The sequence below is a fragment of the Mesorhizobium monacense genome (genome assembly GCF_056781675.1).
Window position 1 is genome coordinate 311,173 of the sequence record NZ_CM165567.1, and the last position, 22,192, is coordinate 333,364.

General features: G+C 64.5%; 23 protein-coding genes. 10 read left to right on the plus strand and 13 right to left on the minus strand.

Translation table 11 applies throughout. From position 1 onward, the window contains the following. Positions 1 to 5: 5 nt before the first annotated feature. On the plus strand, positions 6 to 1,580 hold the full coding sequence (ubiB, locus tag AC1RUK_RS01465) for a 2-polyprenylphenol 6-hydroxylase (RefSeq protein ID WP_481837059.1): 1,575 nt from the start codon (positions 6 to 8) through the stop codon (positions 1,578 to 1,580). A 237-nt stretch (positions 1,581 to 1,817) separates the two neighbouring features. Beyond that, on the plus strand, positions 1,818 to 3,290 hold the full coding sequence (gene coaBC, locus AC1RUK_RS01470; protein WP_481837058.1) for a bifunctional phosphopantothenoylcysteine decarboxylase/phosphopantothenate--cysteine ligase CoaBC: 1,473 nt from the start codon (positions 1,818 to 1,820) through the stop codon (positions 3,288 to 3,290). 8 nt (positions 3,291 to 3,298) lie between these two features. Here coaBC and AC1RUK_RS01475 read toward each other — a convergent pair whose 3' ends face one another. From AC1RUK_RS01475 to AC1RUK_RS01505, 7 genes are all read right to left on the minus strand, one after another. After that, entirely contained in the window at positions 3,299 to 4,735 is a 1,437-nt protein-coding gene (locus AC1RUK_RS01475) for an MFS transporter (protein ID WP_481837057.1), read from the minus strand. Positions 4,736 to 4,882: 147 nt separating this feature from the next. Then, on the minus strand, positions 4,883 to 5,365 hold the full coding sequence (locus AC1RUK_RS01480) for a DUF992 domain-containing protein (protein WP_481837056.1): 483 nt from the start codon (positions 5,363 to 5,365) through the stop codon (positions 4,883 to 4,885). A 74-nt stretch (positions 5,366 to 5,439) separates the two neighbouring features. Then, entirely contained in the window at positions 5,440 to 5,913 is a 474-nt protein-coding gene (locus AC1RUK_RS01485; RefSeq protein ID WP_436173429.1) for a DUF992 domain-containing protein, read from the minus strand. Positions 5,914 to 6,106: 193 nt separating this feature from the next. Next, positions 6,107 to 6,961: a tetratricopeptide repeat protein gene (locus tag AC1RUK_RS01490; RefSeq protein ID WP_436173428.1), complete on the minus strand. Its 855-nt coding sequence runs from the start codon at positions 6,959 to 6,961 to the stop codon at positions 6,107 to 6,109. Positions 6,962 to 7,153: 192 nt separating this feature from the next. Further along, positions 7,154 to 7,417 carry a 30S ribosomal protein S21 gene (gene rpsU / locus AC1RUK_RS01495; protein ID WP_008874389.1) on the minus strand — a complete coding sequence of 88 codons (264 nt, stop codon included), beginning with the start codon at positions 7,415 to 7,417 and terminating at the stop codon, positions 7,154 to 7,156. Between the two features lie 235 nt (positions 7,418 to 7,652). Then, on the minus strand, positions 7,653 to 8,039 hold the full coding sequence (locus tag AC1RUK_RS01500; RefSeq protein WP_481837055.1) for an SET domain-containing protein: 387 nt from the start codon (positions 8,037 to 8,039) through the stop codon (positions 7,653 to 7,655). A gap of 111 nt (positions 8,040 to 8,150) precedes the next feature. After that, on the minus strand, positions 8,151 to 8,909 hold the full coding sequence (locus AC1RUK_RS01505) for an SDR family oxidoreductase (protein WP_481837054.1): 759 nt from the start codon (positions 8,907 to 8,909) through the stop codon (positions 8,151 to 8,153). 262 nt (positions 8,910 to 9,171) lie between these two features. On the opposite strand from AC1RUK_RS01505, the gene AC1RUK_RS01510 reads away from it, so the two are divergent. The 6 genes from AC1RUK_RS01510 to AC1RUK_RS01535 all read left to right on the plus strand — a co-directional run bounded on the left by AC1RUK_RS01510 (position 9,172) and on the right by AC1RUK_RS01535 (position 15,014). Next, positions 9,172 to 10,425, plus strand: a complete 1,254-nt coding sequence (locus tag AC1RUK_RS01510; RefSeq protein ID WP_436173424.1) for a sarcosine oxidase subunit beta — start codon at positions 9,172 to 9,174, stop codon at positions 10,423 to 10,425. After that, the gene (locus AC1RUK_RS01515) at positions 10,425 to 10,847 is read left to right on the plus strand and encodes a hypothetical protein (RefSeq protein ID WP_481837053.1); all 423 of its coding nucleotides are present in this window, start codon (positions 10,425 to 10,427) and stop codon (positions 10,845 to 10,847) included. The genes AC1RUK_RS01510 and AC1RUK_RS01515 overlap by 1 nt, the downstream gene beginning before the upstream one ends. A 12-nt stretch (positions 10,848 to 10,859) precedes the next feature. Beyond that, on the plus strand, positions 10,860 to 11,156 hold the full coding sequence (locus AC1RUK_RS01520; protein WP_481837052.1) for a sarcosine oxidase subunit delta: 297 nt from the start codon (positions 10,860 to 10,862) through the stop codon (positions 11,154 to 11,156). After that, entirely contained in the window at positions 11,153 to 14,146 is a 2,994-nt protein-coding gene (locus tag AC1RUK_RS01525) for a sarcosine oxidase subunit alpha (protein ID WP_481837051.1), read from the plus strand. Before AC1RUK_RS01520 ends, AC1RUK_RS01525 begins: the two co-directional genes overlap by 4 nt. Continuing rightward, the gene (locus tag AC1RUK_RS01530) at positions 14,139 to 14,723 is read left to right on the plus strand and encodes a sarcosine oxidase subunit gamma (protein ID WP_436173420.1); all 585 of its coding nucleotides are present in this window, start codon (positions 14,139 to 14,141) and stop codon (positions 14,721 to 14,723) included. Before AC1RUK_RS01525 ends, AC1RUK_RS01530 begins: the two co-directional genes overlap by 8 nt. A gap of 63 nt (positions 14,724 to 14,786) precedes the next feature. Continuing rightward, positions 14,787 to 15,014: a hypothetical protein gene (locus AC1RUK_RS01535; RefSeq protein WP_481837050.1), complete on the plus strand. Its 228-nt coding sequence runs from the start codon at positions 14,787 to 14,789 to the stop codon at positions 15,012 to 15,014. Between the two features lie 132 nt (positions 15,015 to 15,146). Here the strand turns inward: AC1RUK_RS01535 and AC1RUK_RS01540 are convergent, their stop codons facing one another. The 6 genes from AC1RUK_RS01540 to AC1RUK_RS01565 form a co-directional block, all read right to left on the minus strand. Beyond that, positions 15,147 to 15,389, minus strand: a complete 243-nt coding sequence (locus AC1RUK_RS01540; RefSeq protein WP_436173418.1) for a DUF680 domain-containing protein — start codon at positions 15,387 to 15,389, stop codon at positions 15,147 to 15,149. 296 nt (positions 15,390 to 15,685) lie between these two features. Further along, a complete protein-coding gene (locus tag AC1RUK_RS01545) occupies positions 15,686 to 16,330 on the minus strand; it encodes a TetR/AcrR family transcriptional regulator (RefSeq protein WP_436173417.1) in 645 nt (214 codons plus the stop codon). Positions 16,331 to 16,416: 86 nt separating this feature from the next. Then, positions 16,417 to 17,193 (minus strand): SDR family NAD(P)-dependent oxidoreductase, encoded by a 777-nt coding sequence (locus AC1RUK_RS01550; RefSeq protein ID WP_436173416.1) that lies wholly within the window; start codon positions 17,191 to 17,193, stop codon positions 16,417 to 16,419. Between the two features lie 19 nt (positions 17,194 to 17,212). Further along, entirely contained in the window at positions 17,213 to 18,289 is a 1,077-nt protein-coding gene (locus AC1RUK_RS01555) for a phosphotransferase family protein (protein ID WP_481837049.1), read from the minus strand. Then, positions 18,286 to 18,810 carry a MaoC family dehydratase gene (locus tag AC1RUK_RS01560; protein WP_436173414.1) on the minus strand — a complete coding sequence of 175 codons (525 nt, stop codon included), beginning with the start codon at positions 18,808 to 18,810 and terminating at the stop codon, positions 18,286 to 18,288. Before AC1RUK_RS01560 ends, AC1RUK_RS01555 begins: the two co-directional genes overlap by 4 nt. After that, positions 18,810 to 19,625: an SDR family oxidoreductase gene (locus AC1RUK_RS01565; RefSeq protein ID WP_436173413.1), complete on the minus strand. Its 816-nt coding sequence runs from the start codon at positions 19,623 to 19,625 to the stop codon at positions 18,810 to 18,812. Before AC1RUK_RS01565 ends, AC1RUK_RS01560 begins: the two co-directional genes overlap by 1 nt. A gap of 125 nt (positions 19,626 to 19,750) precedes the next feature. On the opposite strand from AC1RUK_RS01565, the gene AC1RUK_RS01570 reads away from it, so the two are divergent. Both AC1RUK_RS01570 and AC1RUK_RS01575 read left to right on the plus strand, forming a co-directional pair. After that, the gene (locus AC1RUK_RS01570; protein ID WP_481837048.1) at positions 19,751 to 20,992 is read left to right on the plus strand and encodes an acyl-CoA dehydrogenase family protein; all 1,242 of its coding nucleotides are present in this window, start codon (positions 19,751 to 19,753) and stop codon (positions 20,990 to 20,992) included. Between the two features lie 49 nt (positions 20,993 to 21,041). Further along, positions 21,042 to 22,079 (plus strand): zinc-binding dehydrogenase, encoded by a 1,038-nt coding sequence (locus tag AC1RUK_RS01575; RefSeq protein WP_481837047.1) that lies wholly within the window; start codon positions 21,042 to 21,044, stop codon positions 22,077 to 22,079. Positions 22,080 to 22,192 lie beyond the last annotated feature (113 nt).

A 22,192-nucleotide genomic window follows, 5' to 3' on the forward strand; every position in this document is an offset into this window, starting at 1 on the left:
CAGCGATGAGTACAGTCGGCGCCGCCTTTCGGCTCGCACGGGCCGGCTGGGTGCTGGTCCGTGAAGGCGTCATCGCCGCCTTGCCGGGCGAGGAGCTTTCCGGCCTGCCGAAATTCGGCTGGCGCATGGCGCGGCTGTTCACCCGACGCCGCGCGCTTGCCTACAAGCGCGGCGACCGGCTGGCCAAGGCGGTGGTGCGGCTGGGGCCGTCCTACGTCAAGCTCGGTCAGTTCCTGGCGACGCGGCCCGATGTCGTCGGCAACGATATGGCGCTCGATCTGGCTCTGCTGCAGGACAAGATGCATACGTTCCCGCAGGCCGAGGCGATCGCCGCCATCGAGGCCTCGCTGGGACGCAAGATCGGCGAACTCTACGCCAGCTTCGACGGTGCCGTCGCCGCCGCGTCGATCGCCCAGGTGCACAGCGCCGAGACCATCCATGAGGGCGTTTCGTCCTGGGTGGCGGTGAAGGTGATCCGGCCAGGCGTGCGCCGCCGTTTCTTCCACGACCTCGAAAGCTATTTCCTAGCCGCGCGCCTGCAGGAAAAGTACATCCCGTCGTCGCGCCGGCTGCGGCCGGTCGAGGTGACCGAGACGCTGGCGCAGACAACCAAGATCGAGATGGATCTCAGGCTCGAGGCGGCAGCGCTTTCGGAACTCGGCGAGAACACCAAGGACGATCCGGGCTTCCGAGTGCCGTCGGTCGACTGGGAGCGCACCGGCCGCGATGTCCTGACCATGGAATGGGTCGACGGCGTCAAGATGAACGACATTGCCGGCCTCGCCGAGGCAGGCCACGATCTCAAGGCGATCGCCGCCAACCTGATCCAGTCGTTCCTGCGCCAAACGTTGCGCGACGGCTTTTTCCATGCCGACATGCATCCGGGAAACCTGTTCGTCGAGGGGGACGGCACCATCGTTGCCGTCGATCTCGGCATTGCCGGCCGGCTCGGCAAGAAGGAGCGCCGCTTCCTTGCCGAAATCCTCTACGGCTTCATCACTCGTGACTATTTGCGCGTCGCCGAAGTGCATTTCGAGGCCGGCTATGTGCCGCGCCAGCACAATGTCTCGGCCTTCGCACAAGCGATCCGCGCCATCGGCGAGCCGATCCATGGCCAGCCGGCCGAGACCATCTCGATGGCCAAGCTGCTGACGCTGCTGTTCGAGGTGACCGAACTGTTCGACATGGCGACGCGGCCGGAACTCATCCTGCTGCAGAAGACCATGGTGGTGGTCGAAGGCGTCGCCCGCACGCTCGACCCGGCCTTCAACATGTGGAAGACGGCCGAGCCGGTGGTTGGTGACTGGATCGCCGGCAATCTCGGTCCGCGCGGCCTGCTGGTCGATGCACGCGACGGCGCCAGGGCGATGCTGGCGCTGGCCCGCCAGGCGCCGGACCTTGCCGTCCGCACCGAGCGGCTGTCGCGCGAGATCGACCTGATGGCCGAGCACGGCTTGCGCTTCGACGAAACGACGGCGCGCGCCATCGGCAAGGCCGAAGCGCGCTACACCCGCTCCGGCCGGCTGGCACTGTGGGTGATCGCGCTGACGCTGCTCTATATTGCGTGGCGGATTTTCTAAGGTGTGTGATATTCAGGTGATGCCGGCCTGCAAATGGCGGTTTCCTGCGCTTCCGGTGCTCACGTACTTTAAGTACGCTCCGCTCCGGTTCTTGGAAACTACCTAGTTTGGTCGCTTCGCGCCCGTCTTCGACTCCGGCCCGGCCTGACCTGAATATCAACACACCTTTAGCCGCTTGTTCTGGCATGATTGCATTGCTATCATTGCTTCCAGAAATTTCGAGCAAAGTGCAATCACATGGCCAGCATCACCATTCGCAACCTCGATGACGCGGTCAAGGACCTGCTGCGGAAACTGGCGGCGGAGAACGACCGCTCGATGGAGGAGCAGGCACGGGTTATGATCCGCGCCGCGGTCGAGGGCCAACTCGGCCCGGCCGGCCGCATCGACCAGATCGAACAGACGCTGCGCGAACTGGCGAGTGCACGCAGCCCGGCGGCGCCGATCGCTGCTGCGGCGAGCAAGGTCCTGCCGCGTGGCAGCCTCTTCGGCAAGCGCATCCTGCTCATCATCGGCGGCGGCATCGCCGCCTACAAGGCGCTCGATCTGATCCGCCGGCTGCGCGAGCGAGGGGCCGCGGTGCGCGTGGTGATGACATCAGCAGCGCAGGAATTCATCACGACGCTTTCGGTCGGCGCGCTTTCGGCCGACCATGTCTTCACCGATTTGTTCGGCCGCAATGACGAGCACGACGTCGGCCATATCAGGCTGTCGCGCGAGGCTGATCTGCTGGTCGTGGCGCCGGCCACCGCCGACCTGATGGCGAAGCTCGCCAATGGCCATGCAAATGATCTCGGCTCGACCGTTCTTCTCGCCACCGACAAGCCTGTGTTGATGGCGCCGGCGATGAACCCAAAAATGTGGTCGCATTCGGCGACGCGCCGCAATCGCGCGACGCTTGGTAAGGACGGCATTGCCTTCATCGGACCGGCGAAGGGCGAGATGGCCGAGAGCAATGAGGCCGGCGAGGGCCGCATGGCCGAGCCGCTGGAGATCGTTGCTGCCATCGAGGCGCTGCTCGACACCAGGCCGAAGCCGCTTACCGGCCGCAGGATCATCGTCACCTCCGGGCCGACGCATGAGCCGATCGACCCGGTGCGCTACATCGCCAACTGCTCGTCGGGCAAGCAGGGCCATGCGATTGCCGCTGCCCTGGCAAGGCTCGGCGCCGATGTGCGCCTCGTCTCCGGGCCGGTCAACATTGCCGATCCGGCCGGCGTCACGACGCTGCATGTCGAGACCGCGGCCGAGATGAAGGAGGCGGTCGAACAGCTGCTGCCGGCCGACGCCGCTGTGTTCGTCGCCGCGGTCGCCGACTGGCGCACCGCCAATGCCGCAGGGGAAAAGATCAAGAAGGTGGCGGGTGAGGGGCCGCCGGCGCTGCAGATGATCGAAAATCCTGACATCCTTGCCGGCGTCGGCCATCACAAGCAGCGGCCGGGGCTGGTCGTCGGCTTCGCCGCCGAAACGCAGGACCTCGTCAACAATGCCGAGGCCAAGCTTCGGAAGAAGGGCGCCGATTTCATCGTCGCCAATGACGTCTCGCATGAAAGCGGCATCGGTCCCTCGGGCGTTATGGGCGGCGACCGCAACAAGGTGCGGATCGTCTCCAGGACCGGCGTCGAGGAATGGCCGGAGATGGGCAAGGACGAGGTGGCGGCGCGGCTCGCCGCCCTGATCGCCGAACGCCTCAAAACCATTGTGGTCTGAAGCCTCGATCAGCCGGCTGCCTTCTCCAGTCGCGTCTCGGGGAGCGTGATCCTCAAGGCCGCCAGGCATCCGACGATGCCGAGCGGCACGAAGGCGAGGAACAGCCAGCTGGCGACGCTGGCCGCGGCCTCCCGGTTCAACCCTTCCGAAAAGCCGCTGGCATTGGCGATGATGCCGGCCACGGCTGCGCCCACCGCATAGCCTATGCGCTGCATGGTCGGCACGGCGGCGGAAGCGATGGTCTGCTCGCTGTCGCCGGCCGAGGCGACGATGACGCGGGTCAGGAAAGGCCAGGCGACACCGAAGCCGCCGCCTTGCAGCAGGGCGCACAGCAGGATCAACGGAATGGAACCCGCCGGGATCGTATAGGCGAAGCCGGCAATGCCGCAGGCGATCATCAGCGCGCCGATGACGATGATCGGCCGCTCGCGTTCCTGCGGTGCGTTGGCGACCAGGATCGACAGGATCGACCACGAGATCGACTCGGCGGCGATGATATAGCCCGTGGTCAGGATCGGTATGTCGTGCAGGCTGGTCAGCAGCAGCGGTCCGTAGACGCCAAAGGAGATGGTCGCCGCCGAAAAGGCGGCGACCATGGTCATGCCGCTGCCGACCGGCGAGCGCCATGAGAACAGCCTGGCCGGGAACAGCCGCGATTGCTGTTTCAGTGCGTCGACGCGGAAGAACAGCACGAGGCCGATCAGGCCGAAGCCAAGCAGCAGCGACGAGCGCAGCAGGGCAATGTCGACGCCAGCCATGGCGATCAGCACGACGCTCACGGCGAGACAGCCGAGCGCGACATAGGGGAAGGGCGGCGCCGTGCCGCCGGTTGCCCGCGGCCGGGTAGCCTCCGGCGTGTTGAGCACGATGAGGCTCGCAAGCGCGACGGCGATGCCGCCCAGGGTGAAGATGCCGACGGCCCAGCGCCAGGACATAAGCTCGGTCATGATCGCCCCGATCATCGGCCCGCTGAAAGCGGCGATACCCCAGATCGCCGACATGATGCCGAAAAGCTGCGGCCAGATGTTGCGCGGAAACAACCGTTCGACCGAGACGAAGGCCAGCGACACCAGCGCGCCGCCGCCCAACCCTTCGATCAGTCTGCCGGCGAGAAACTGGGGCATGGACGGGGCGATGGCGCTTACTAGGGCGCCAGCCGCATAGAGCAAGGCGGCGACCACCATGTTGGTGCGCAGCGGAACATAGCTGACCAGCCGTCCGGCGGCGGCGCCGGCGACGATGGCGCCAAGCTCGTAGATCGCCAGCGACCAGCCGACCAGTTGCACGCCGTCCAGTTCGCCGACCATGGCCGGCATCACCGTCGCCACCATCGTCTCGTTGGTGGCGTAGAGCAGAATGCCGAGGTTGATGAAGCAGAAGCGCGCCAGATCGCCGCTCGCCCACAGTGCGCGCCAGTCGACCCTGTTGCTGGTTTTCATGCTCACATCATTCTCCCGACTTGCCAGCCGTTGAAAGGGTCGGAGCGTGCGTCGAAAACGATGCGCCGTCCGTCGGGAAGCGCTTTTAGAACCTCAACCGCGGTTGAGCTCAAGCGGTTTTTTGAGACGCTTGCGCAGCCAAGCTGCGGACGGTCAGTTCGCGGTACTGCGCAGCTGGAACTGGCTGACGCCGATGGCGATGTTGATGCCGGTCTGCGTCTGCAGGCTGAGCGGCTGCAGCGTGAAGGCCTGCGAGGAGCCACCGACCAGGAGATTGGCGCCGGCGCCGACTGCCGCGGTCAGTTCGGCGCTGGCGCCGATGTAATCGCCGGCCAGCGCGCCGGGCGCATAGATGTTCTTCAGCGGCGTCAGCACCAGCCACTGCATCACGCTCTGCTTGGTGGTGCCGATGTCGAGCCCGTATTTGTTGACGGCGCCGAAATAGGCTTCCGGCGCGAAGGTCTTGTCGGCCGGGGTGAAGGTGCAGCTCAGATCCTTGCTCGAGCCGAAGATGAAGCCGGTGCCGCCGCCGATGGCGCATTCCAGTGTGCCGAGTTCGATGCCTTGGTCCCGGGCGTGAGCCTGTCCTGTAAGCGCTGTCGCGATCGCGGCAACGGCGATGATGGTTTTGTGCAAGGCGTTCCCCCAAAAAGCATGCGGCGCGGAGACAGTAGCCTGTTCCGCGCCGCGCGTAGAGGGATCAAATGCGCTTATTTGAACGAGTGGATCAGCTGGAGCGAGGCCACGGCAACTGCCAGATTGACGCCGGTCTGCGCCTGGACGCTGAGCGGCTCCAGCATGAAGGCGCCGTCCAGCCCGCCGACCAGCAGATTGGCGCCGCCGCCGGTCACGATGCTGGCCTCGGCATTGACGCCGTAATAGCTGCCGGCGAGGTCGCCTTCATCATGGCTGCGGGTGGCTGCCAGAACTGCCCATGCCAACTGGCCCTGATGCGTCTGGCCGATATCGACGCCGAGCTTCGAGATCATCCCGGTGTACTGCTCGGACGGCCCGTGATGATAGGGACGAAATGTGCAGGACACGCCCTTGTTTGACGTGATGACATAGCCGACGCCGCCATCGATGGTGCAATCGAGCGTGCCGAGCCGGAGCGCGCCGGCGCTGACGGGAGAGGCGAGGAGCGTGATGGCCAGCGCTGAGGCACAAACAAGTATCTTGATCATCGGGAAGGTCCCTTTCGCAAATTTCGCAAACTAGCCCCGATTAACGATCGAGGTACACGGAGCGTTCCGCCGAAAACTTGGCGCGAACATGGCGAGAGTTAATGTGCCGTTATCGGGGCAAGGGCGACGCGTGGCGAAACGCTGCCTTGAGCCCGTACGGGCTCAAGGTCGGACTGAACAATGACTATTGCCGTTAGCTAGCGGTGGCGCTTGAGGTGCGCGACAGACCGTCCTTGGCCGGCTGGTAGGTCGGATCGAGATGGATCGCCTCGCGGTAGGACTTCGCGGCTCTCACCTTGTCGCCGCGCCGTTCGTAGATCAGCGCCTGGTTGGCCCAGGCCTCGGCGTTCTTGCCGTCGAGCTTGATGGCCATGTTGAAGTCGGAGAAGGCGTTGTCCTCGTCGTTCATGGCGAGATAGGAGAGGCCGCGGCCGTTGTAGGGCTCGGCGGCGTCCGGCGCCAGCGAGATGGCGGTCGAGAAATCCTCGATGGCGAATTTGTGCTGGCCCTGGCTCTGATAGATCAGGCCGCGATTGTGATAGGCGCGCGCATCTGTCGTATCGAGCTGGATCGCCTTCTGGAAATCGTTGAAGGCCTCGGTGGTGCGGCCCGCCTTGCGATAGAGGTTGCCGCGGCCGATATAGGCGGCGTCGTAGTTCGAATTGATCTGGATCGAACGGTTGTAGTCGGCGAGCGCGGCCTCCTGGTTGCCGAGGAAGCGCTGGATCAAGGCACGGTTCGAATAGGCCTGGTAGAAATTCGGATTGAGCTGGATGGCGGTGTCGAAATCCTTCAGCGCCGCCTGGTACTGGCCGCCACGGCCATAGGCCGAGCCGCGCACATTGTAGGCTTCCGGATCCTGGGGGTTGCGCTGGATCACGGCCGACAGCGAGGAGATGTTCTCGGTCGAGCCTTGCGCCTTGTCGATGTTGGTGAATTCGCCGGTCGGGGCCGTCTGGCAGCCGGCAAGCGCCAAGCCGGAAAGCAGGGCTGCCGTCAGGGCGAAGCCGCGCAATGCGGTTCTGCGCTCCACGGAAATTGCGTTCATGTCTGCTCTGTCCTCACTGCCCGCCGCGCCGTCAGGTCCGTTCCCTCTCCGAACCGGGTCGAAATTATCGCAAGTGCTGGAGCGTACCATGTGTGTCCAAGCGGACGCACGTCGCTCTAAATAAAAAGGTGGCGGCGATTCCGCATCGCGCCACCTTGGGTATCCTTCGAAAAGGACGAAAAATTGGCGGTATCAGCGCGGCGGACGCGCTGCACCGGCGGCACCGGCCGCAACCGGGCGCGGCGTCATCGGCAGCAGGCCTTCGCGCTGGGCGCGCTTGCGGGCCAGCTTGCGGGCGCGACGCACGGCCTCGGCCTTTTCACGGGCGCGCTTCTCGGAAGGCTTCTCGTAATGTCCGCGCATCTTCATTTCGCGGAAAATGCCTTCGCGCTGCATCTTTTTCTTCAGCGCGCGAAGCGCCTGATCAACATTGTTGTCGCGGACGAGTACCTGCACGGGCAATCCTGTCTTTCGGGTTTGATATCAACAGGCAAGCGGCCATAGCCACGAGCCTCCGCGGCGAGTTACACCACGAATTGTGGCGGCTGATAGCAGAATCAGGCCGCGCTGTCCACAGCCGAAATGAGGCTGTGCGGCCAAACCGCGATCGGTCGCCGCCAGATTGGGTTTTGACCTTTTGTTTGAGCATGATCTTTTCCGAAAACCGGTTCCCACTTTTCGGGATCATGCTCTAGGCAGTGGCCAGATGAAGCTGCTCGAAACCTTCGAAGAACTCGCCGTAGTTGCAGGTTATCTCTTCGCCAGCCGCGATATCGCAGGTCGCGGTCGCGCCGCCATAGCGCGAGAAATCCGTGTTCGGCCTTTGCGCATGGTTCATGAAGCGGCCGTTGTCGACTTCATAGACCATGAAGCCCGGACGATCGGGGCTCGGATATCCGTAACGGTCGAGCAATTCCTTGAGGTGGGGCGGTGCCGCCTCGTATTTTTCCGTCGGGATCAGCCGGTCGAAATCCGGATCGAGGCGCCAGATCGAGGCGCCCTTGCGGATCGGCTCGGCGGCGAACACGCCGACGCCTTCGATTGCGCTCTGGGCGACATAGGTTCTGATCAGCAGCATGTTTCCCTGCCCGTTTTCGACAGGGAAACGGAATCGCCAAATCGCGCCGAAAAAGCAAGACCGGAGGGCTGCGTTGCGGCAACGAACATGCCTATTCGCCGGGAAAACTCTTCACGTCCGGTTGATCGAGACGCCGCCGTCGGCAAACAGCGCGGTTCCGGTGGTGAAGCTCGACGCGTCGGAGGCGAGATAGAGCGCCGAGCGGGCGATCTCCTCGGGCTCGGCGACGCGCTTCAACGCATGCAGGTTTTCGACGAAGGCCCGCGCTTCCGGTGTATTGAATGTCGCCGCGGGCGTATCGGTGCCGCCCGGCAGGAGCGCGTTAACCCGAATGGCCTTCGGGCCGTATTCGGCGGCAAGCACCTGCGTCAAGCCGATCAGGCCGGCCTTGCTTGCCGCATAGCTGGTCATGCCTGGCATGCCGACGGTATGGCCGACAAAGGTCGAGGTGAAGATCAGCGAGCCGCCGCTGCGCTCGACCATCGCCGGCACCTGGTATTTCGCGCCGAGAAACGCGCTGGTGAGATTGGTATCGAGCGTCTCGCGCCACCCCTCCAGCGACAGTTCGGAAATCGACCCCATCTGGCCGACAGCGCCGACATTGTTGAAGGCGATGTCGAGACCCCCGAAGCTTTCGACCGCTAGATCGACAAGCGTTTTTGCATAGGCCTCGTCCCTGACGTCGCCGGCAAGCGCCACGGCCGTTCCTCCGGCATCCTCGATCTCGGCGACCAAGGCATCAAGCTCTGCCTGCCGGCGGGCCGCGACGACGACCTTGGCGCCTTCCTCGGCAAAGAGCTTTGCGGTGGCGCGGCCGATGCCGGAACTGGCGCCGGTGACGATGGCGACCTTGTTGGTGAGTGCGAACATTTTCTGCATCCTTTTTCGCGCCGGCATTGCCGGCAATCGGATGCTTGGTCGCAAATGCGGCTGGTCGGAGCCACCCGAAAGCTGCACTGGGCTCGGCGCAACGCAGGTTGGCCAGTCGTAGCAGATGCCTCTTTTTCGCCATGGCGCAAAACGGCAAGCGCCGTCGCAAACAGTGCAAGGGTGGCAACGCCTTTTCGCTAGTGATACACCTCGCTCGTCCGGCCGATTGCTGGCCCGGCCGTCCCATCCGCGAGGCTAGAACGTGAAGAAATATTCGGTATTCGCCATCGCCCGTGAGGCCATGCGCGGCCATAAGGGCTGGGAAGAGCAATGGTCTTCGCCCGAGCCGAAGAAGGAATACGACGTCATCATCGTCGGCGCCGGCGGCCATGGCCTGGCCACCGCCTATTATCTCGCCACGGTGCACGGCATCACCAATGTCGCCGTGCTGGAAAAGGGCTGGCTCGGCGGCGGCAACACCGGCCGCAACACCACAATCATCCGCTCCAACTACCTCTATGACGAGAGCGCCGGTATCTACGACCATGCGCTGAAGCTGTGGGATGGGCTCAGCCAGGAGCTCAACTACAACGTCATGTATTCGGCGCGTGGCGTCATGATGCTCGCCCACAATGTGCACGACATCCAGGTGCTGAAGCGCCATGTGCATGCCAACCGGCTGAACGGCATCGACAATGAATGGCTGACGCCCGAGCAGGCCAAGGAATTCTGCCCGCCGCTGAACATCTCCAAGCAGGCGCGCTATCCGGTGGTGGGCGCCGCCTTGCAGCGGCGCGGCGGCACGGCGCGCCACGATGCGGTGGCCTGGGGCTATGCGCGCGGCGCTTCGGCACGCGGCGTCCACATCATCCAGAATTGCGAAGTCACCGGCGTCAAGCGCGCTGCCAATGGCGCGGTCATGGGCGTCGACACGACGCGCGGCTTCATCGGCGCCAAGAAGGTCGGCGTGGTCGCGGCAGGTCATTCCTCGGTGATCATGAACATGGCCGGCGTGCGCATGCCGCTGGAAAGCTATCCGCTGCAGGCGCTGGTCTCGGAGCCGGTCAAGCCGGTGGTGCCTTGCGTGGTGATGTCGAACACGGTGCATGCCTACATCTCGCAGTCCGACAAGGGCGAACTGGTGATCGGCGCCGGCACCGACCAGTATGTCTCCTATTCGCAGACCGGCGGCCTGCACATATTGCAGCATACGCTCGACGCCATATGCGAGATGTTCCCGATCTTCACGCGCATGAAGATGCTGCGTTCCTGGGGCGGCATCGTCGACGTGACGCCGGACCGCTCGCCGATCCTTGCCAAGACGCCGGTACCCGGCCTCTATGTCAATTGCGGCTGGGGCACGGGCGGCTTCAAGGCGACGCCGGGCTCGGGCCATGTCTTTGCACACACCATCGCCAAGGACGACCCGCACCCGATCAACGCGCCCTTCACCATCGAGCGCTTCCGCACCGGCCGTCTGATCGACGAGGCGGCAGCGGCGGCGGTGGCGCACTGATGATGACCGAGATGGCTGTCGCGGTGCCGCTGGTGCTCGCCAGCGAGCAGGGGATGTTTCATTTTCCGTCGGCTGAAGAAGTGCGCCTGCAGCCGATCAGCCGCGCCGAAAACGAGACCGGATGGCCGTTTGCCGTCGATGCGGGCGTGCTGGCCTGCGTCTGGAGCGGCGGCCAGAAGGTGGTCAGCTTCCTGGAAAACAGGCCGGCCGAACTCGAGGACGGCGAGACATTCCAGTCGCGCCACGTCATCGTAACGACCGATCCGGTGCTGCTCACTTTCGGCAATATGGCTGATCGCGAGCTGTTCAGTCCGGCGGCAAGCATTGAGGAACGCATCCGGCAGGTCGCGCCCTTCGCGGCGCTCGGCCAGAAGCTTTGCGACCAACCGGCCGGCGCCCATGTCGGCCGAGGCGAATTGTAGGAACCAAGCACAATGCTTCTCATCCGCTGCCCCTATTGCGAGGAAGAGCGCCCGGAACTCGAGTTCCGCAACGCCGGCGAGGCGCATATCGCGCGCTCGGCCAACATGGCCGGCGAGAGCGACGACGATTTCGAGAAGTTCTTCTTCATCCGCTCGAATCCCAAGGGCGTCATCTACGAGCGCTGGCGGCACATGCATGGCTGCGCGCGCTTCTTCAACGCCGTGCGCGACACCGTCACCGACAAGTTCATCATGACCTACAAGGCCGGCGAGCCGAAGCCGTCGAAGCTGCCTGGAGTTGCCAAATGAGCGGCGCGTTCCGCATTCCCGGCGCCGGGCGCCTCAAGCAGGCAAAATCGGCCCGCTTCAGCTTCGACGGCCAGGCTTACGCCGGCGTCGAAGGCGACACGCTGGCCTCGGCCCTGCTTGCCAACGGCGTCCATCTCGTCGGCCGTTCGTTCAAGTACCACCGTCCGCGCGGCTTCCTGTCCGCCGGCGCGGAAGAGCCCAATGCGCTTGTCCAGATTGCGCGCGACGATGCGCGCAAGACGCCGAACGTGCGGGCAACTGTGCAGGAGCTCTATGACGGGCTGGCCGCACAGTCGCAGAACCGCTGGCCGTCGCTCGCCTTCGACGTTGGCGCGGTCAACGACATCGCCTCGCCATTCTTTTCGGCCGGTTTCTACTACAAGACCTTCATGTGGCCGAAGGCCGCGTGGAAAAGCCTCTACGAACCGAAGATCCGCGCCGCGGCCGGCCTCGGCGTGTCGCCAGACCGGCCCGATCCCGACCACTATTCGGCGCGCTTCGCGCATTGCGACGTGTTGGTGCTGGGCGGCGGTGCCGCCGGCATCGCTGCAGCGCTTGCGGCAGCCGAGACCGGCGCCAGCGTCATGCTGGCCGACGAGCAGGCGGAGTTCGGCGGCAGCCTGCGTTTCGAGACTGGCGCCAAGATCGACGGCCAGGACGGTTTTGCCTGGGCACAAGGCGCGATCGCCAAGCTGAAGGCGATGGACAATGTCCGCGTGCTCTCGCGCACGACAGCGTTCGGCTACTACGCGCAGAATTTCGTTGGGCTGGTCGAGCGCGTCAGCGACCATCTGCAAAACCCGGGTCGCGACCTGCCGCGCGAGCGGCTGTGGCAGGTTCGCGCCAAACACGTCGTGCTGGCGACCGGCGCCATCGAGCGCCACATGGTATTTGCCGACAACGACCGTCCCGGCATCATGCTGGCTTCCGCCGCACGCACCTATCTCAACCATTACGGCGTTGCCGTCGGCAAGAATGTCGGCGTCTACACGGCCAATGACTCCGCCTATGCGGCGGCGATCGACCTGAAGAAGGCCGGCGTCAATATCGCGGCCATCGTCGACCTGCGCGACAACCCGACCGGGCCGGTGATCGACGAGGCGCGGGCGCTCGGCATCGAGATCAATTTCGGCCGCGCGGTGGTTCGCGCCGGCGGCAAATTGCGGGTGACCTCGATGACCGTGCAGCCGAAGAATGGTGGCGGCGAGCGCACCATCCCGGTCGACGCGATCCTGATGTCGGCCGGCTGGACGCCGTCGGTGCATCTCTTCTCGCAGTCGCGCGGCAAGGTCGCCTTCAACGACGAGACCAAGCGCTTCGTGCCCGGCACCTACGCGCAGGACTGCGTTTCGGTCGGCGCCTGCAACGGCACCGACGGGCTGTCGGCGACGATCGACGAGGCCTATGCGGCTGGCGCCAAGGCGGCGAAGGACGCAGGCGCCAAAGCCGCCAAGGGTACGAAGCCGAAAGTCGACGCCGGCGAGAGCTGGTCGCGCGGCATGCTGGGTGCGGCTCCCGGAGCCGGGCCGGATACGACGGTCAAGGCTTTCGTCGATTTCCAGAACGACGTCACCGCCAAGGACATCCGCCAGGCGGTGCATGAAGGCATGCATTCGATCGAGCACGTCAAGCGCTTCACCACCAACGGCATGGCGACCGATCAGGGCAAGACCTCCAACATGCACGGCTTGGCGATTGCCGCCGAGACGCTGGGCAAGCCGATCCCTCAGGTTGGCCTCACCACATTCCGCGCGCCCTATACGCCGGTCACCTTCGGCTCGATCGTCGGACACGCGCGGGGACCGCTCTTCGACCCGACCCGCAGAACCGCGATCCATCCCTGGGCCGAGGCCCAAGGTGCCGTGTTCGAGGATGTCGGTCAGTGGAAGCGTGCCTGGTATTTCCCGAAGGGCGGCGAGGACATGCATGCCGCCGTCGACCGCGAATGCGTCGGCGTGCGCAAGACGGCCGGCCTGTTCGATGCCTCGACGCTGGGCAAGATCGAAGTGGTCGGGCCGGATGCCGCCAAGTTCATGGAGCTGCTCTACACCAATCCGTGGGAGAAGCTGGAGCCCGGCCGCTGCCGCTATGGCATCATGCTGCGCGAAGACGGCTTCATCTATGATGACGGCGTCGTCGGCAGGCTGGCTCCTGATCGCTTCCATGTGACGACGACGACCGGCGGTGCGCCGCGCGTCATGAACCATATGGAGGACTATCTCCAGACCGAGTTCCCGCATCTCAATGTCTGGCTGAGCTCGATCACCGAGCAATGGGCGGTGATTGCCGTGCAGGGACCGAGCGCGCGGAAGATTATCGAACCCTTGGTCGAGGGCATCGACATGTCGGACGAGGCGCTGCCGCATATGTCGGTGCGCGAAGGCAAGATCTGTGGCGTGCCGACCAGGCTGTTCCGCATGTCGTTCACCGGTGAGCGCGGCTTCGAGGTCAATGTGCCGGCCGATTACGGCCAGGCTGTCTGGGAAGCGCTGTGGGCCGAGGGCCAGAAGCATGGCGCGGTTGCCTACGGCACCGAGACCATGCACGTGCTGCGCGCCGAAAAGGGCTACATCATCGTCGGCCAGGACACCGATGGCACGGTGACGCCGAACGATGCCGGCCTCGACTGGGCAGTTGGCAAGAAGAAGACCGACTTTGTCGGCATTCGCGGCTTGGTGCGGCCGGATCTGGTCGCCAAGGGCCGCAAGCAGCTCGTCGGCCTGAAGACCAAGGACCCGAAAGTGGTGCTGGAAGAAGGCGCGCAGATCGTCAGCGACCCGAAGCAGGCGATCCCGATGAAGATGATCGGCCATGTCACGTCGAGCTACTGGTCGGAAAATTGCGGCCGTTCGATCGCGCTGGCGCTGGTCGCCGGCGGTCGCGACCGGATGGGCGAGACGCTGTACGTGCCGATGCCGAACGGGGTGATCGAAGTGGAGGTCACCGGCATGGTGTTCTTCGACGAGAAGGGGGAGCGCCTCAATGGCTAAGGCTGCCGCGAAAACCAATGCATCCGCGATGTCGTCCTCGGCAGAGCGCCGTCCAGCGCTTGCCGGGCGCAGCGTATCGGCAACGGGCGTCAAGCTCGAGGTTATGCCGCCGGCCGAGCGTATCTCGCTGCGCGCGCCGGAGGCTTCCGTGGCAGCGCTTTCGAAGGCGCTTGGCGTGACCTTGCCGACAACGCCGAAGACCTCGGCGACGAAGGCCGGCCGCACGGCGCTGTGGCTTGGGCCGGACGAATGGCTGGTCATCGACGAGGCCGGAAAAGATCCGCTCGCCGATTGCGCCAAGGTTACCGCGCTGCATTCAGCGGTCGGCATCTCGCACCGCAACGTCGCCTTTTCCGTCACCGGGCCGGCCGCCGCCGCGGCGATCAATGGCGGCTGCCCGCAGGATCTGTCGCTCGAAGCCTTTCCGGTGGGTGCTGCCTCGCGCACCATCCTGGGCAAGTCCGAGGTCGTGCTGCTCCGCAGCGGACCAGACGCCTTCCGGGTCGAATGCTGGCGTTCGTTCTCGGATTATGTCTTTACTCTGCTGTCTGAGGCGGCGAGCGACGCGGCGGCCTAACGCAGGTCAGGAACGTTTGCCGCGCAGGGTCGTTCTGCTTCCGCAGGCCGAGGGAGAATGCCGATGCCGACGAAATCCGCGCCAAAGCCGGCCAAGAAGACTGCTGCCGTCCGTTCGCTCGAACGCGAACGAGATCACGAGGTGAGCGCGGAAGAGGAACTCGAGGAAGGCCTCGAGGACACGTTCCCGGCCAGCGACCCGGTGTCGATAATTTCGACCTCCATCTCCGGCGCTCCCGCAAGACCCGGCAAGGCCAAGACGGTGGCCGGGCGAAAGCAGCGCAAGAAATAACTCACCGGCAGTGCGCCCGACATGAAAACGGGCGGTCAGGATCTCCTGCCGCCCTTTGTCTTCATCGGCAAATTCGAGCCGCCGCGGCCTCGTTCTTTGGGGAGAGCGCCGCCCAGCGGTATCAACCTTAGATTAGAACGTGCTGGGCACGATCCAGGGATCGATGTCGATGCCGAGACGCGGGCCCTTGGCGGCGTCGGTCTTGGTCGCGCCGGCCTTTTCGACCGAGCCGGTCGTGCCGCAATCGAGCTTCACATTGGCGTTGGTATGGACGCAGGCCGTAGCCGGCGCTTGCTTGGTCGGCTGGGTGGAGCCGGCGAAGGCCGCACCTGAAAACGCCAACACCGCTGCGAGGGTGAGGATTGTCTTTTTCATGGTTTGTCTCCGGTTCAATTCTTTCGTACATGTACGATACGGCGTACATATACGTCTCGGAGATCGGGACTTCAAGTCAGAAATCGTACACGTACGAACAAATTTTCTTAAAATGCCAAAATGCCGCAAGGCGCGGCAAAGCCTGCTCCATCCTGACGAAATCGCGATGGGCTCTATCTCTTTGTTTGAGCGAGATCTTTTCCGAGCCGAAGGTCGGCGCAGGCAAACGCCGGATCCCGGTTGGGGATCATGTTCCAGACGCCGGCTGGATCAAACGATGTGGGACTGCAGGACTATCAGCAGTTGACCGGCGTCTCGGTCAGCGGCGGCACGTCCTGTGTCGAGAGCGTGGCGAGCGTGAAGTCGCACATCCGCTTCACGAAAGCCTGCGGGTCGCCGAAGGGGTAGAACGGAAAGGTAATCAGCAGCGAGATCGTGCCGTGGCCGACCGCCCACAGCATGGTGGCGATGGCGCGCGGATCGCCCTTGAGCTTGCCGGCGGCAACGCAGGCCTCGACCCTGCTGATCAGCGCCTTCATCGCCGGGTTGCTCTCTTCCATCTCCTGGTAGGACCTGCCTTCTGGCGGCTTGGTCTTTTCGGTCATGAAGACGGTGCGATATTCATTGGGATTGCCGAGGCCGAAGGCGGCGTATTCGGTCATGACCGCCTGCAGCGCTTCGATCGGATCGTCGGAGGGATGCTCCTCGATGCGGCGGGCAAGTGTCTCGAATGCATCCTCGGCCAATGCGAACAGGATGTCCTGCTTGTCGGCGAAATAGGAATAGACCGACATCGGCGCATAGCCGACGCGCTTGGCCAGCTTGCGGATGGTCAGGCCTTCATAGCCTTCTTCCTGCACAAGCTTGTGCGCCGCCTCGACCAGTTCGGAGCGCAGCTCGGCCTTCTGTCTTTCACGGCGGTTCTGGACGCTAAGCGGCAATTCCTGCCTGCCTTTGTTGGTTGCCTGACTAAATTATATACGCTGTACGAAAACGGACAAGGGTGGGGTAAGTTCCCCGCGTCACGTCAGATCGCGCCAATGCCGCCATCGACGGCGAGCGTGTGGCCGGTCATGAAGGAATTGGCTGGGTCGGCGGCGAACAGGATGGCGGTGATGACCTCATCCACTTCCGCGACCCGTTTCATCGGCACGCCCCGCGTCAGCTCGGCCAGCGCTTCGGCCTCGGGCGCGCCGCTGCCGCGGACAAAACCGTCGACCATCGCCGTGCGCGTATGGGCCGGGCAGATGGCGTTGATGCGGATGCCCTTGGTGGCGTATTCGGCGGCCGCAGACCTGGTCAGCCCGACGACGCCATGCTTGGCGGCGGCATAAACCGACAGTTTCGGTGCGCCGCCAAGTCCGGCGACCGAGGCGATGTTGACGATCGTGCCGCCCTTGCCGGTCGCCTTGAATTGCCGCTCCATCAGCGGGATCTGGTGCTTCATCGCAAAGAAGACGCCTAAAAGGTCGACCTCGAGCACCCGGCGCGCATCGTCGGATGCCACCTGCGGCAGGCGCACGAAGCTGTGGACGATGCCGGCATTGTTGACGGCGACATCCAGCCGGCCGAACCGTTTCGTCGCCAGCGTCACCAGGTCTTCCGACAGCTTTTCGTCGGCGATGTTGCCGGCAAGGATCGCCGTCTCGGCCTCCAACGTTTCGGCAAAGGCGGCCAACGCCTTTTCGTCCAGATCCGACAGCACCAGCCGCGCGCCTTCGGCGGCAAAGCCCTTGGCCGCGCCGCGGCCGAGGCCGCCGGCAGCGCCCGTGATCAGCACCGTCGCCCCGTCGAAACGACCCATCGCTCAGCTCTCCCAATTTTCAAGTCTTCTTGTCGATCAATCTCACCGCCAGGCCGGCGAGCAGCTTGACCGCTTCGCCGTAGGTTCTCGCCTTCTCCGGATTGGAGGCGTTGCCGTCCAGCGCGCGCCGGTAGACGCCCTGGCAGATGGCCGCCAGCCGGAAAAAGGAGAAAGCGAGGAAGAAGCTCCAGTTGCCGATGCCGGCAAGATCGCGCCGCCGGCAATAGGCGTCGACATAGGCTTCTTCCGAGGGCAGGCCGAGCGTCGCGCGGTCGATGCCGCCGAGACCACGAAAGCCCGACGCGTGCGGCAGCCGCCATTGCATGCACTGATAGGCGAGGTCGGCGAAGGGGTGGCCGAGCGTCGACAGCTCCCAGTCGAGCACCGCCAGCACCCGCGGCCCGTCCTTGGCGAAGATCATGTTGTCCAGCCGGTAGTCGCCATGCACCAGCGAGACACGGCCGTCATCGGCCGGCATATGCGTCTCGAGCCAGGCGATCAGCCGGTCCATGTCGGCCACCGTGCCGGTTTCGGAGGCGCGGTACTGGCTGGTCCAGCGGGCGAACTGGCGCTCGAAATAATTGCCGGGTTTGCCGAAGTCGCCGAGCCTGGTCGCTTCGACATCAACGCCGTGCAGTGCGGCAAGTGTCGCGTTCATGGCGTCGTAGATCGCCGCGCGCTCTTCGTTGCCGGAGGCTTCCGGCAAGGACGGGTCCCAGAAGATGCGGCCGTCGAGGAACTCCATGACATAGAACATGCGGCCGATCGGGGAGCCCTCACCGGACAGATGCAGCATGGCGGGCACCGGCACGGCTGTTCCGGCAAGCGCCTGCATCACCCTGAATTCGCGGTCGACCTGATGCGCGGATTTCAGCAATTGGCCGGGCGGCTTGGCGCGCAGCACATAGCGGCCGCTTGCCGCCGTCAAAAGAAAAGTCGGGTTCGATTGTCCGGATTTGAACTTTTCGATCGCGGAAAGCCCAGCAAAGCGCGGAACATGTGCCTCGAGATAAGGCCCAAGCGCTGCCTGATCGAGCGCAAGCGCCGACTTGTCGAGCGCAAGCGCCGACTTGTCGAGCGTGTTCGAGTCGCTCATGCCGTCTCTGGCTGGCGCTCGATCAGCGTCAGGGTCAGCCAGCGGGCGGTCAGCGCCGGCTTCTTCGAACCCTCGATCTCGATGGTCACGTCATGCGCGGTCTGCACCCAGCCCGAGGGCCTGACCTTGACGTCAGCCAGCACGAAACGGGTGCGGATGCGCGATCCGGTCTTCACCGGCGCCAGGAAGCGCAGCGAATCGAAGCCGTGGTTGACGCCCATCTTGCCGTTTTCGAGCGGCGGCATGGTCTCGAAGGTCATCGCCGAAAGCAGCGACAGCGACAGGAAGCCATGCGCGATGGTGCCGCCGAACGGCGTCTCCAGCCTGGCGCGCTCGGGATCGCAATGGATGAACTGGTGATCGTCGGTGGCGTCGGCGAACTGGTCGATCATGCGCTGCGTGACGATGCGCCACGGTGACACGCCGACTTCCTTGCCGACGCTGGCCAGAAGCACATCGAGACTGATCGGTTCCACGCTGATGTCCTCCACTTCGCCTGCCGGCTTCTCCGGCCGACACATCAATCCTTGAACAATTTCAGCCCGTGCTGCACCGACTGCCCGCCATCGATCGGCAGGATGGCGCCGGTAACATAACTGCCGGCACGGCTGCACAAATAAAGCGTTGCGCCGGCAATGTCATCCGGGGTGCCGATACGGCCGATCGGAACTTGGTTGCCGACATGTTTCGCCTGTTCCTCGGTTCCAGTGGCGAAAGCGGTCATCCGGCTCTGGAAGGGGCCTGGGGCAAAGGCATTGACGGTGATGCGGCGGCCGGCGAGCTCGATCGCCAGCGTGCGTGTCAGATGGTGAACGGCAGCCTTTGAGGCAGTGTAGGAATAGGCGTCGTCGGCAAGCGGCTGGGTGCCCATCACCGAGCCCAGATTGATCACCCTTGCCGGATCGTCGTCTCTGGCGGCGGCGTCGAGCAGTGGCAGCAATTCACGCGTCAGGTGGAAGACGGCGGTGACGTTGACGCCGAGCACCTTGGCCCAGGCTGAATAGGGGAAGCTTTCCAGCGGCGCGCCCCAGGAGATGCCGGCATTGTTGATCAGGATGTGCAGTTTTTCGGTGCGCGCCTTCACCTCGGCGACCAAAGCCGCAATGCCGGCCTCGCTGGAGACATCGCCGGCAAAGCCCTCGGCGCGGCCGGAGGCCCCGAGACCGTTCAGTTCGGCGGCGACCTTGACGCAATCCTCACCCTTGCGCGAGGCGATCATGACGTTGGCGCCGGCCCTGACCAGGGCTGTCGCCGCCATGCGGCCGATACCGGTCGCGGCCCCGGTGACCAGCGCGGTCTTGCCCGCGACCGAAAACAGCTCGTCCAGATAACTCATCGCATTTCCTCCGCCTTGCCCCTGTCTCGCGGCCGGGCGAAAGGGCTCGCGTTGACAAGGCTACCCGAAGTACGGTCATCCTTGCCATGGGTAAAGGGCCTGCTGCGCGAAAGGGCCGGAGATCGATGTCGGACATGAATCTGGGCATGACCGAGCGGCTGAAGCCGATCCACGCACGCGTCGCGGCGATGGTGCGCGACGAGATCATGCCGCTCGGCGAGGAGTTTCTGGCCGAGATCGGCAAGGGCGGTGACCGCTGGGTCTACACTGACCGGCAGACCGAAATCCTCGAAGGACTGAAGAAGACCGCCAGAGAGCGCGGCCTGTGGAATTTCTGGCTGACTGGTTCCGAGCGCGGCTACGGGCTCTCAACCGTCGAGTACGCTTATCTGGCCGAGGAGATGGGCAAGGCGCATCTCGGCGCCGAGACTTTCAATTGCTCGGCGCCCGACACCGGCAATATGGAAGTGCTGGAACGCTACGGCTCGGCCGAGCACAAGCAGCAGTGGCTGGAGCCGCTGCTCGACGGCAAGATACGCTCGGCATATCTGATGACCGAACCGGATGTCGCCTCGTCCGACGCCACCAACATTTCGATGCGCTGCGAGCGGCAGGGCGGCGACTTTGTGCTGAACGGCGAGAAATGGTGGGCCTCGGGCGCCGGCGATCCGCGCTGCGCCATCTTTATCGTCATGGTCAGGACTGGTGGCGACGACGCGCCGCAGCACCGCCGGCATTCGATGATCCTGGTGCCGTCGGACGCGAAAGGCGTGACCAAGGTGCGGCCCATGCAGGTCTATGGCGACGATGATGCGCCGCATGGCCACATGCATCTCAGATTCGACAATGTGCGGGTACCGGCGGGAAACCTCATCCTCGGCGAGGGCAGGGGGTTCGAGATCGCGCAGGGGCGGCTCGGCCCCGGCCGCATCCATCATTGCATGCGGGCCATCGGCCAGGCCGAGATGGCGCTGGAGATGTTGTGCCAGCGATCGGTGCGGCGCGAGGCCTTCGGCCAGCCTCTGGCCAAGCTCGGCGCCAATTTCGACATCATCGCCGAATGCCGCATGGAGATCGAGATGGCGAGGCTGCTCTGCCTCAAGGCAGCGTGGATGATCGACCAGGGCGATGCACGCGCCGCAGCGCCCTGGATCAGCCAGATCAAGGTGATCGCGCCGCGCGTCGCGCTGAAAGTCACCGATGAGGCAGTGCAGATGTTCGGCGCGCAAGGCATCAGCCAGGACACGCCGCTGGCGCGCTCGTGGACGCATCTCAGGACGCTGCGGCTGGCCGACGGGCCGGACGCCGTGCATCGCCGGCAGGTGGCGCGTACAGAGCTGAAGAAGTACACGCAGGAAAAGGTCTGAGCCGCGGCTCGGCCAGTCACCACTGCGAGACAAGCAAGGAGTTCCCCCGATGGCCATTCCGTCCGAGATGAAGGCGCTGCTGCTCGTTGGCGCCGGCTATACGAGAACGCCGTCCGCCAGCGCGCTGGAGGCGATGGAGCCGTATCTAGAGCAGGGCACAATCGCCGTGCCGACTCCCGGACCGACGCAGGTGCTGATCAAGGTCAGCCTCGCCTCGATCAATCCGTCCGACATCGCCTTCATCAAGGGCCAATATGGCCAGCCGCGCGCCAAGGGCCAGCCGGCCGGCTTCGAGGGGGTTGGCATCGTCGTCGCCTGCGGCGACGAGCCTTATCCCAAAAGCCTGGTCGGCAAGCGCGTCGCCTTCGCCACCGGCGTCACCAATTGGGGCTCCTGGGCGGAATATGCCGTCGCCGAGGCCGTGGTCTGCATTCCGCTCCTCGACACGGTGCGCGACGAGGATGGTGCGGCGATGATCGTCAATCCGCTCACCGCGCTCGCCATGTTCGACATCGTCAAGCAGGAGGGCGAGAAGGCCTTCATCATGACCGCCGGCGCCAGCCAGCTCTGCAAGCTGATCGCAGGTCTGGCCAAGGAGGAGGGCTACAGGCCGATCGTCACCGTGCGCCGCGACGAGCAGATCCCGCTTCTGAAGGAGATCGGCGCGGCCCATGTGCTCAACGAGAAGGCGGCTGACTTCAAGGCTGCGCTGCGCGAGGTGATCAAGGCCGAGCAGCCGCGCATCTTCCTCGATGCGGTGACCGGGCCACTGGCCTCGACCATCTTCGACGCCATGCCGAAGCGCTCGCGCTGGATCATCTACGGACGGCTCGACGCCGAGGCGACGGTCATCCGCGAGCCCGGCCAGCTGATCTTCCAGCACAAGCATATCGAGGGTTTTTGGCTGAGCGAATGGATGCGCCAGTTCCGCGACAAGCGCGGCCCGGCGATCCTTGAAGCGCAGAATCGCTTTTCCGATGGGCGCTGGTCGACGGATGTGACTGCGGTGGTGCCGCTGTTCGAGGCGATGGCGAAGGTTCCAGGAGAACTCGCCAAGCCGAATGGCAAGGTGTTCATCAAGCCGTAGGCGCGGCTTCCCTTCGCCCCGTTTACGGGGGGAGGTGGCCCGAAGGGCCGGGCAGCGCTTTCGCTTGCAAGGCTGGCGCTGCCCCTCACCTGCCTGCCGGTATCCTCCCCGTA

What these genes read in the sequence shown, in the direction of transcription:
- ubiB (WP_481837059.1), top strand. Translation starts at nt 6, where the DNA reads ATGAGTACAGTCGGCGCCGCCTTTCGGCTCGCACGGGCCGGCTGGGTG.
- coaBC (WP_481837058.1), top strand. Translation starts at nt 1,818, where the DNA reads ATGGCCAGCATCACCATTCGCAACCTCGATGACGCGGTCAAGGACCTG.
- AC1RUK_RS01485 (WP_436173429.1), bottom strand. Translation starts at nt 5,913, where the DNA reads ATGATCAAGATACTTGTTTGTGCCTCAGCGCTGGCCATCACGCTCCTC.
- AC1RUK_RS01490 (WP_436173428.1), bottom strand. Translation starts at nt 6,961, where the DNA reads ATGAACGCAATTTCCGTGGAGCGCAGAACCGCATTGCGCGGCTTCGCC.
- AC1RUK_RS01500 (WP_481837055.1), bottom strand. Translation starts at nt 8,039, where the DNA reads ATGCTGCTGATCAGAACCTATGTCGCCCAGAGCGCAATCGAAGGCGTC.
- AC1RUK_RS01505 (WP_481837054.1), bottom strand. Translation starts at nt 8,909, where the DNA reads ATGTTCGCACTCACCAACAAGGTCGCCATCGTCACCGGCGCCAGTTCC.
- AC1RUK_RS01515 (WP_481837053.1), top strand. Translation starts at nt 10,425, where the DNA reads ATGATGACCGAGATGGCTGTCGCGGTGCCGCTGGTGCTCGCCAGCGAG.
- AC1RUK_RS01520 (WP_481837052.1), top strand. Translation starts at nt 10,860, where the DNA reads ATGCTTCTCATCCGCTGCCCCTATTGCGAGGAAGAGCGCCCGGAACTC.
- AC1RUK_RS01525 (WP_481837051.1), top strand. Translation starts at nt 11,153, where the DNA reads ATGAGCGGCGCGTTCCGCATTCCCGGCGCCGGGCGCCTCAAGCAGGCA.
- AC1RUK_RS01530 (WP_436173420.1), top strand. Translation starts at nt 14,139, where the DNA reads ATGGCTAAGGCTGCCGCGAAAACCAATGCATCCGCGATGTCGTCCTCG.
- AC1RUK_RS01535 (WP_481837050.1), top strand. Translation starts at nt 14,787, where the DNA reads ATGCCGACGAAATCCGCGCCAAAGCCGGCCAAGAAGACTGCTGCCGTC.
- AC1RUK_RS01540 (WP_436173418.1), bottom strand. Translation starts at nt 15,389, where the DNA reads ATGAAAAAGACAATCCTCACCCTCGCAGCGGTGTTGGCGTTTTCAGGT.
- AC1RUK_RS01550 (WP_436173416.1), bottom strand. Translation starts at nt 17,193, where the DNA reads ATGGGTCGTTTCGACGGGGCGACGGTGCTGATCACGGGCGCTGCCGGC.
- AC1RUK_RS01555 (WP_481837049.1), bottom strand. Translation starts at nt 18,289, where the DNA reads ATGAGCGACTCGAACACGCTCGACAAGTCGGCGCTTGCGCTCGACAAG.
- AC1RUK_RS01560 (WP_436173414.1), bottom strand. Translation starts at nt 18,810, where the DNA reads ATGTGTCGGCCGGAGAAGCCGGCAGGCGAAGTGGAGGACATCAGCGTG.
- AC1RUK_RS01565 (WP_436173413.1), bottom strand. Translation starts at nt 19,625, where the DNA reads ATGAGTTATCTGGACGAGCTGTTTTCGGTCGCGGGCAAGACCGCGCTG.
- AC1RUK_RS01570 (WP_481837048.1), top strand. Translation starts at nt 19,751, where the DNA reads ATGTCGGACATGAATCTGGGCATGACCGAGCGGCTGAAGCCGATCCAC.
- AC1RUK_RS01575 (WP_481837047.1), top strand. Translation starts at nt 21,042, where the DNA reads ATGGCCATTCCGTCCGAGATGAAGGCGCTGCTGCTCGTTGGCGCCGGC.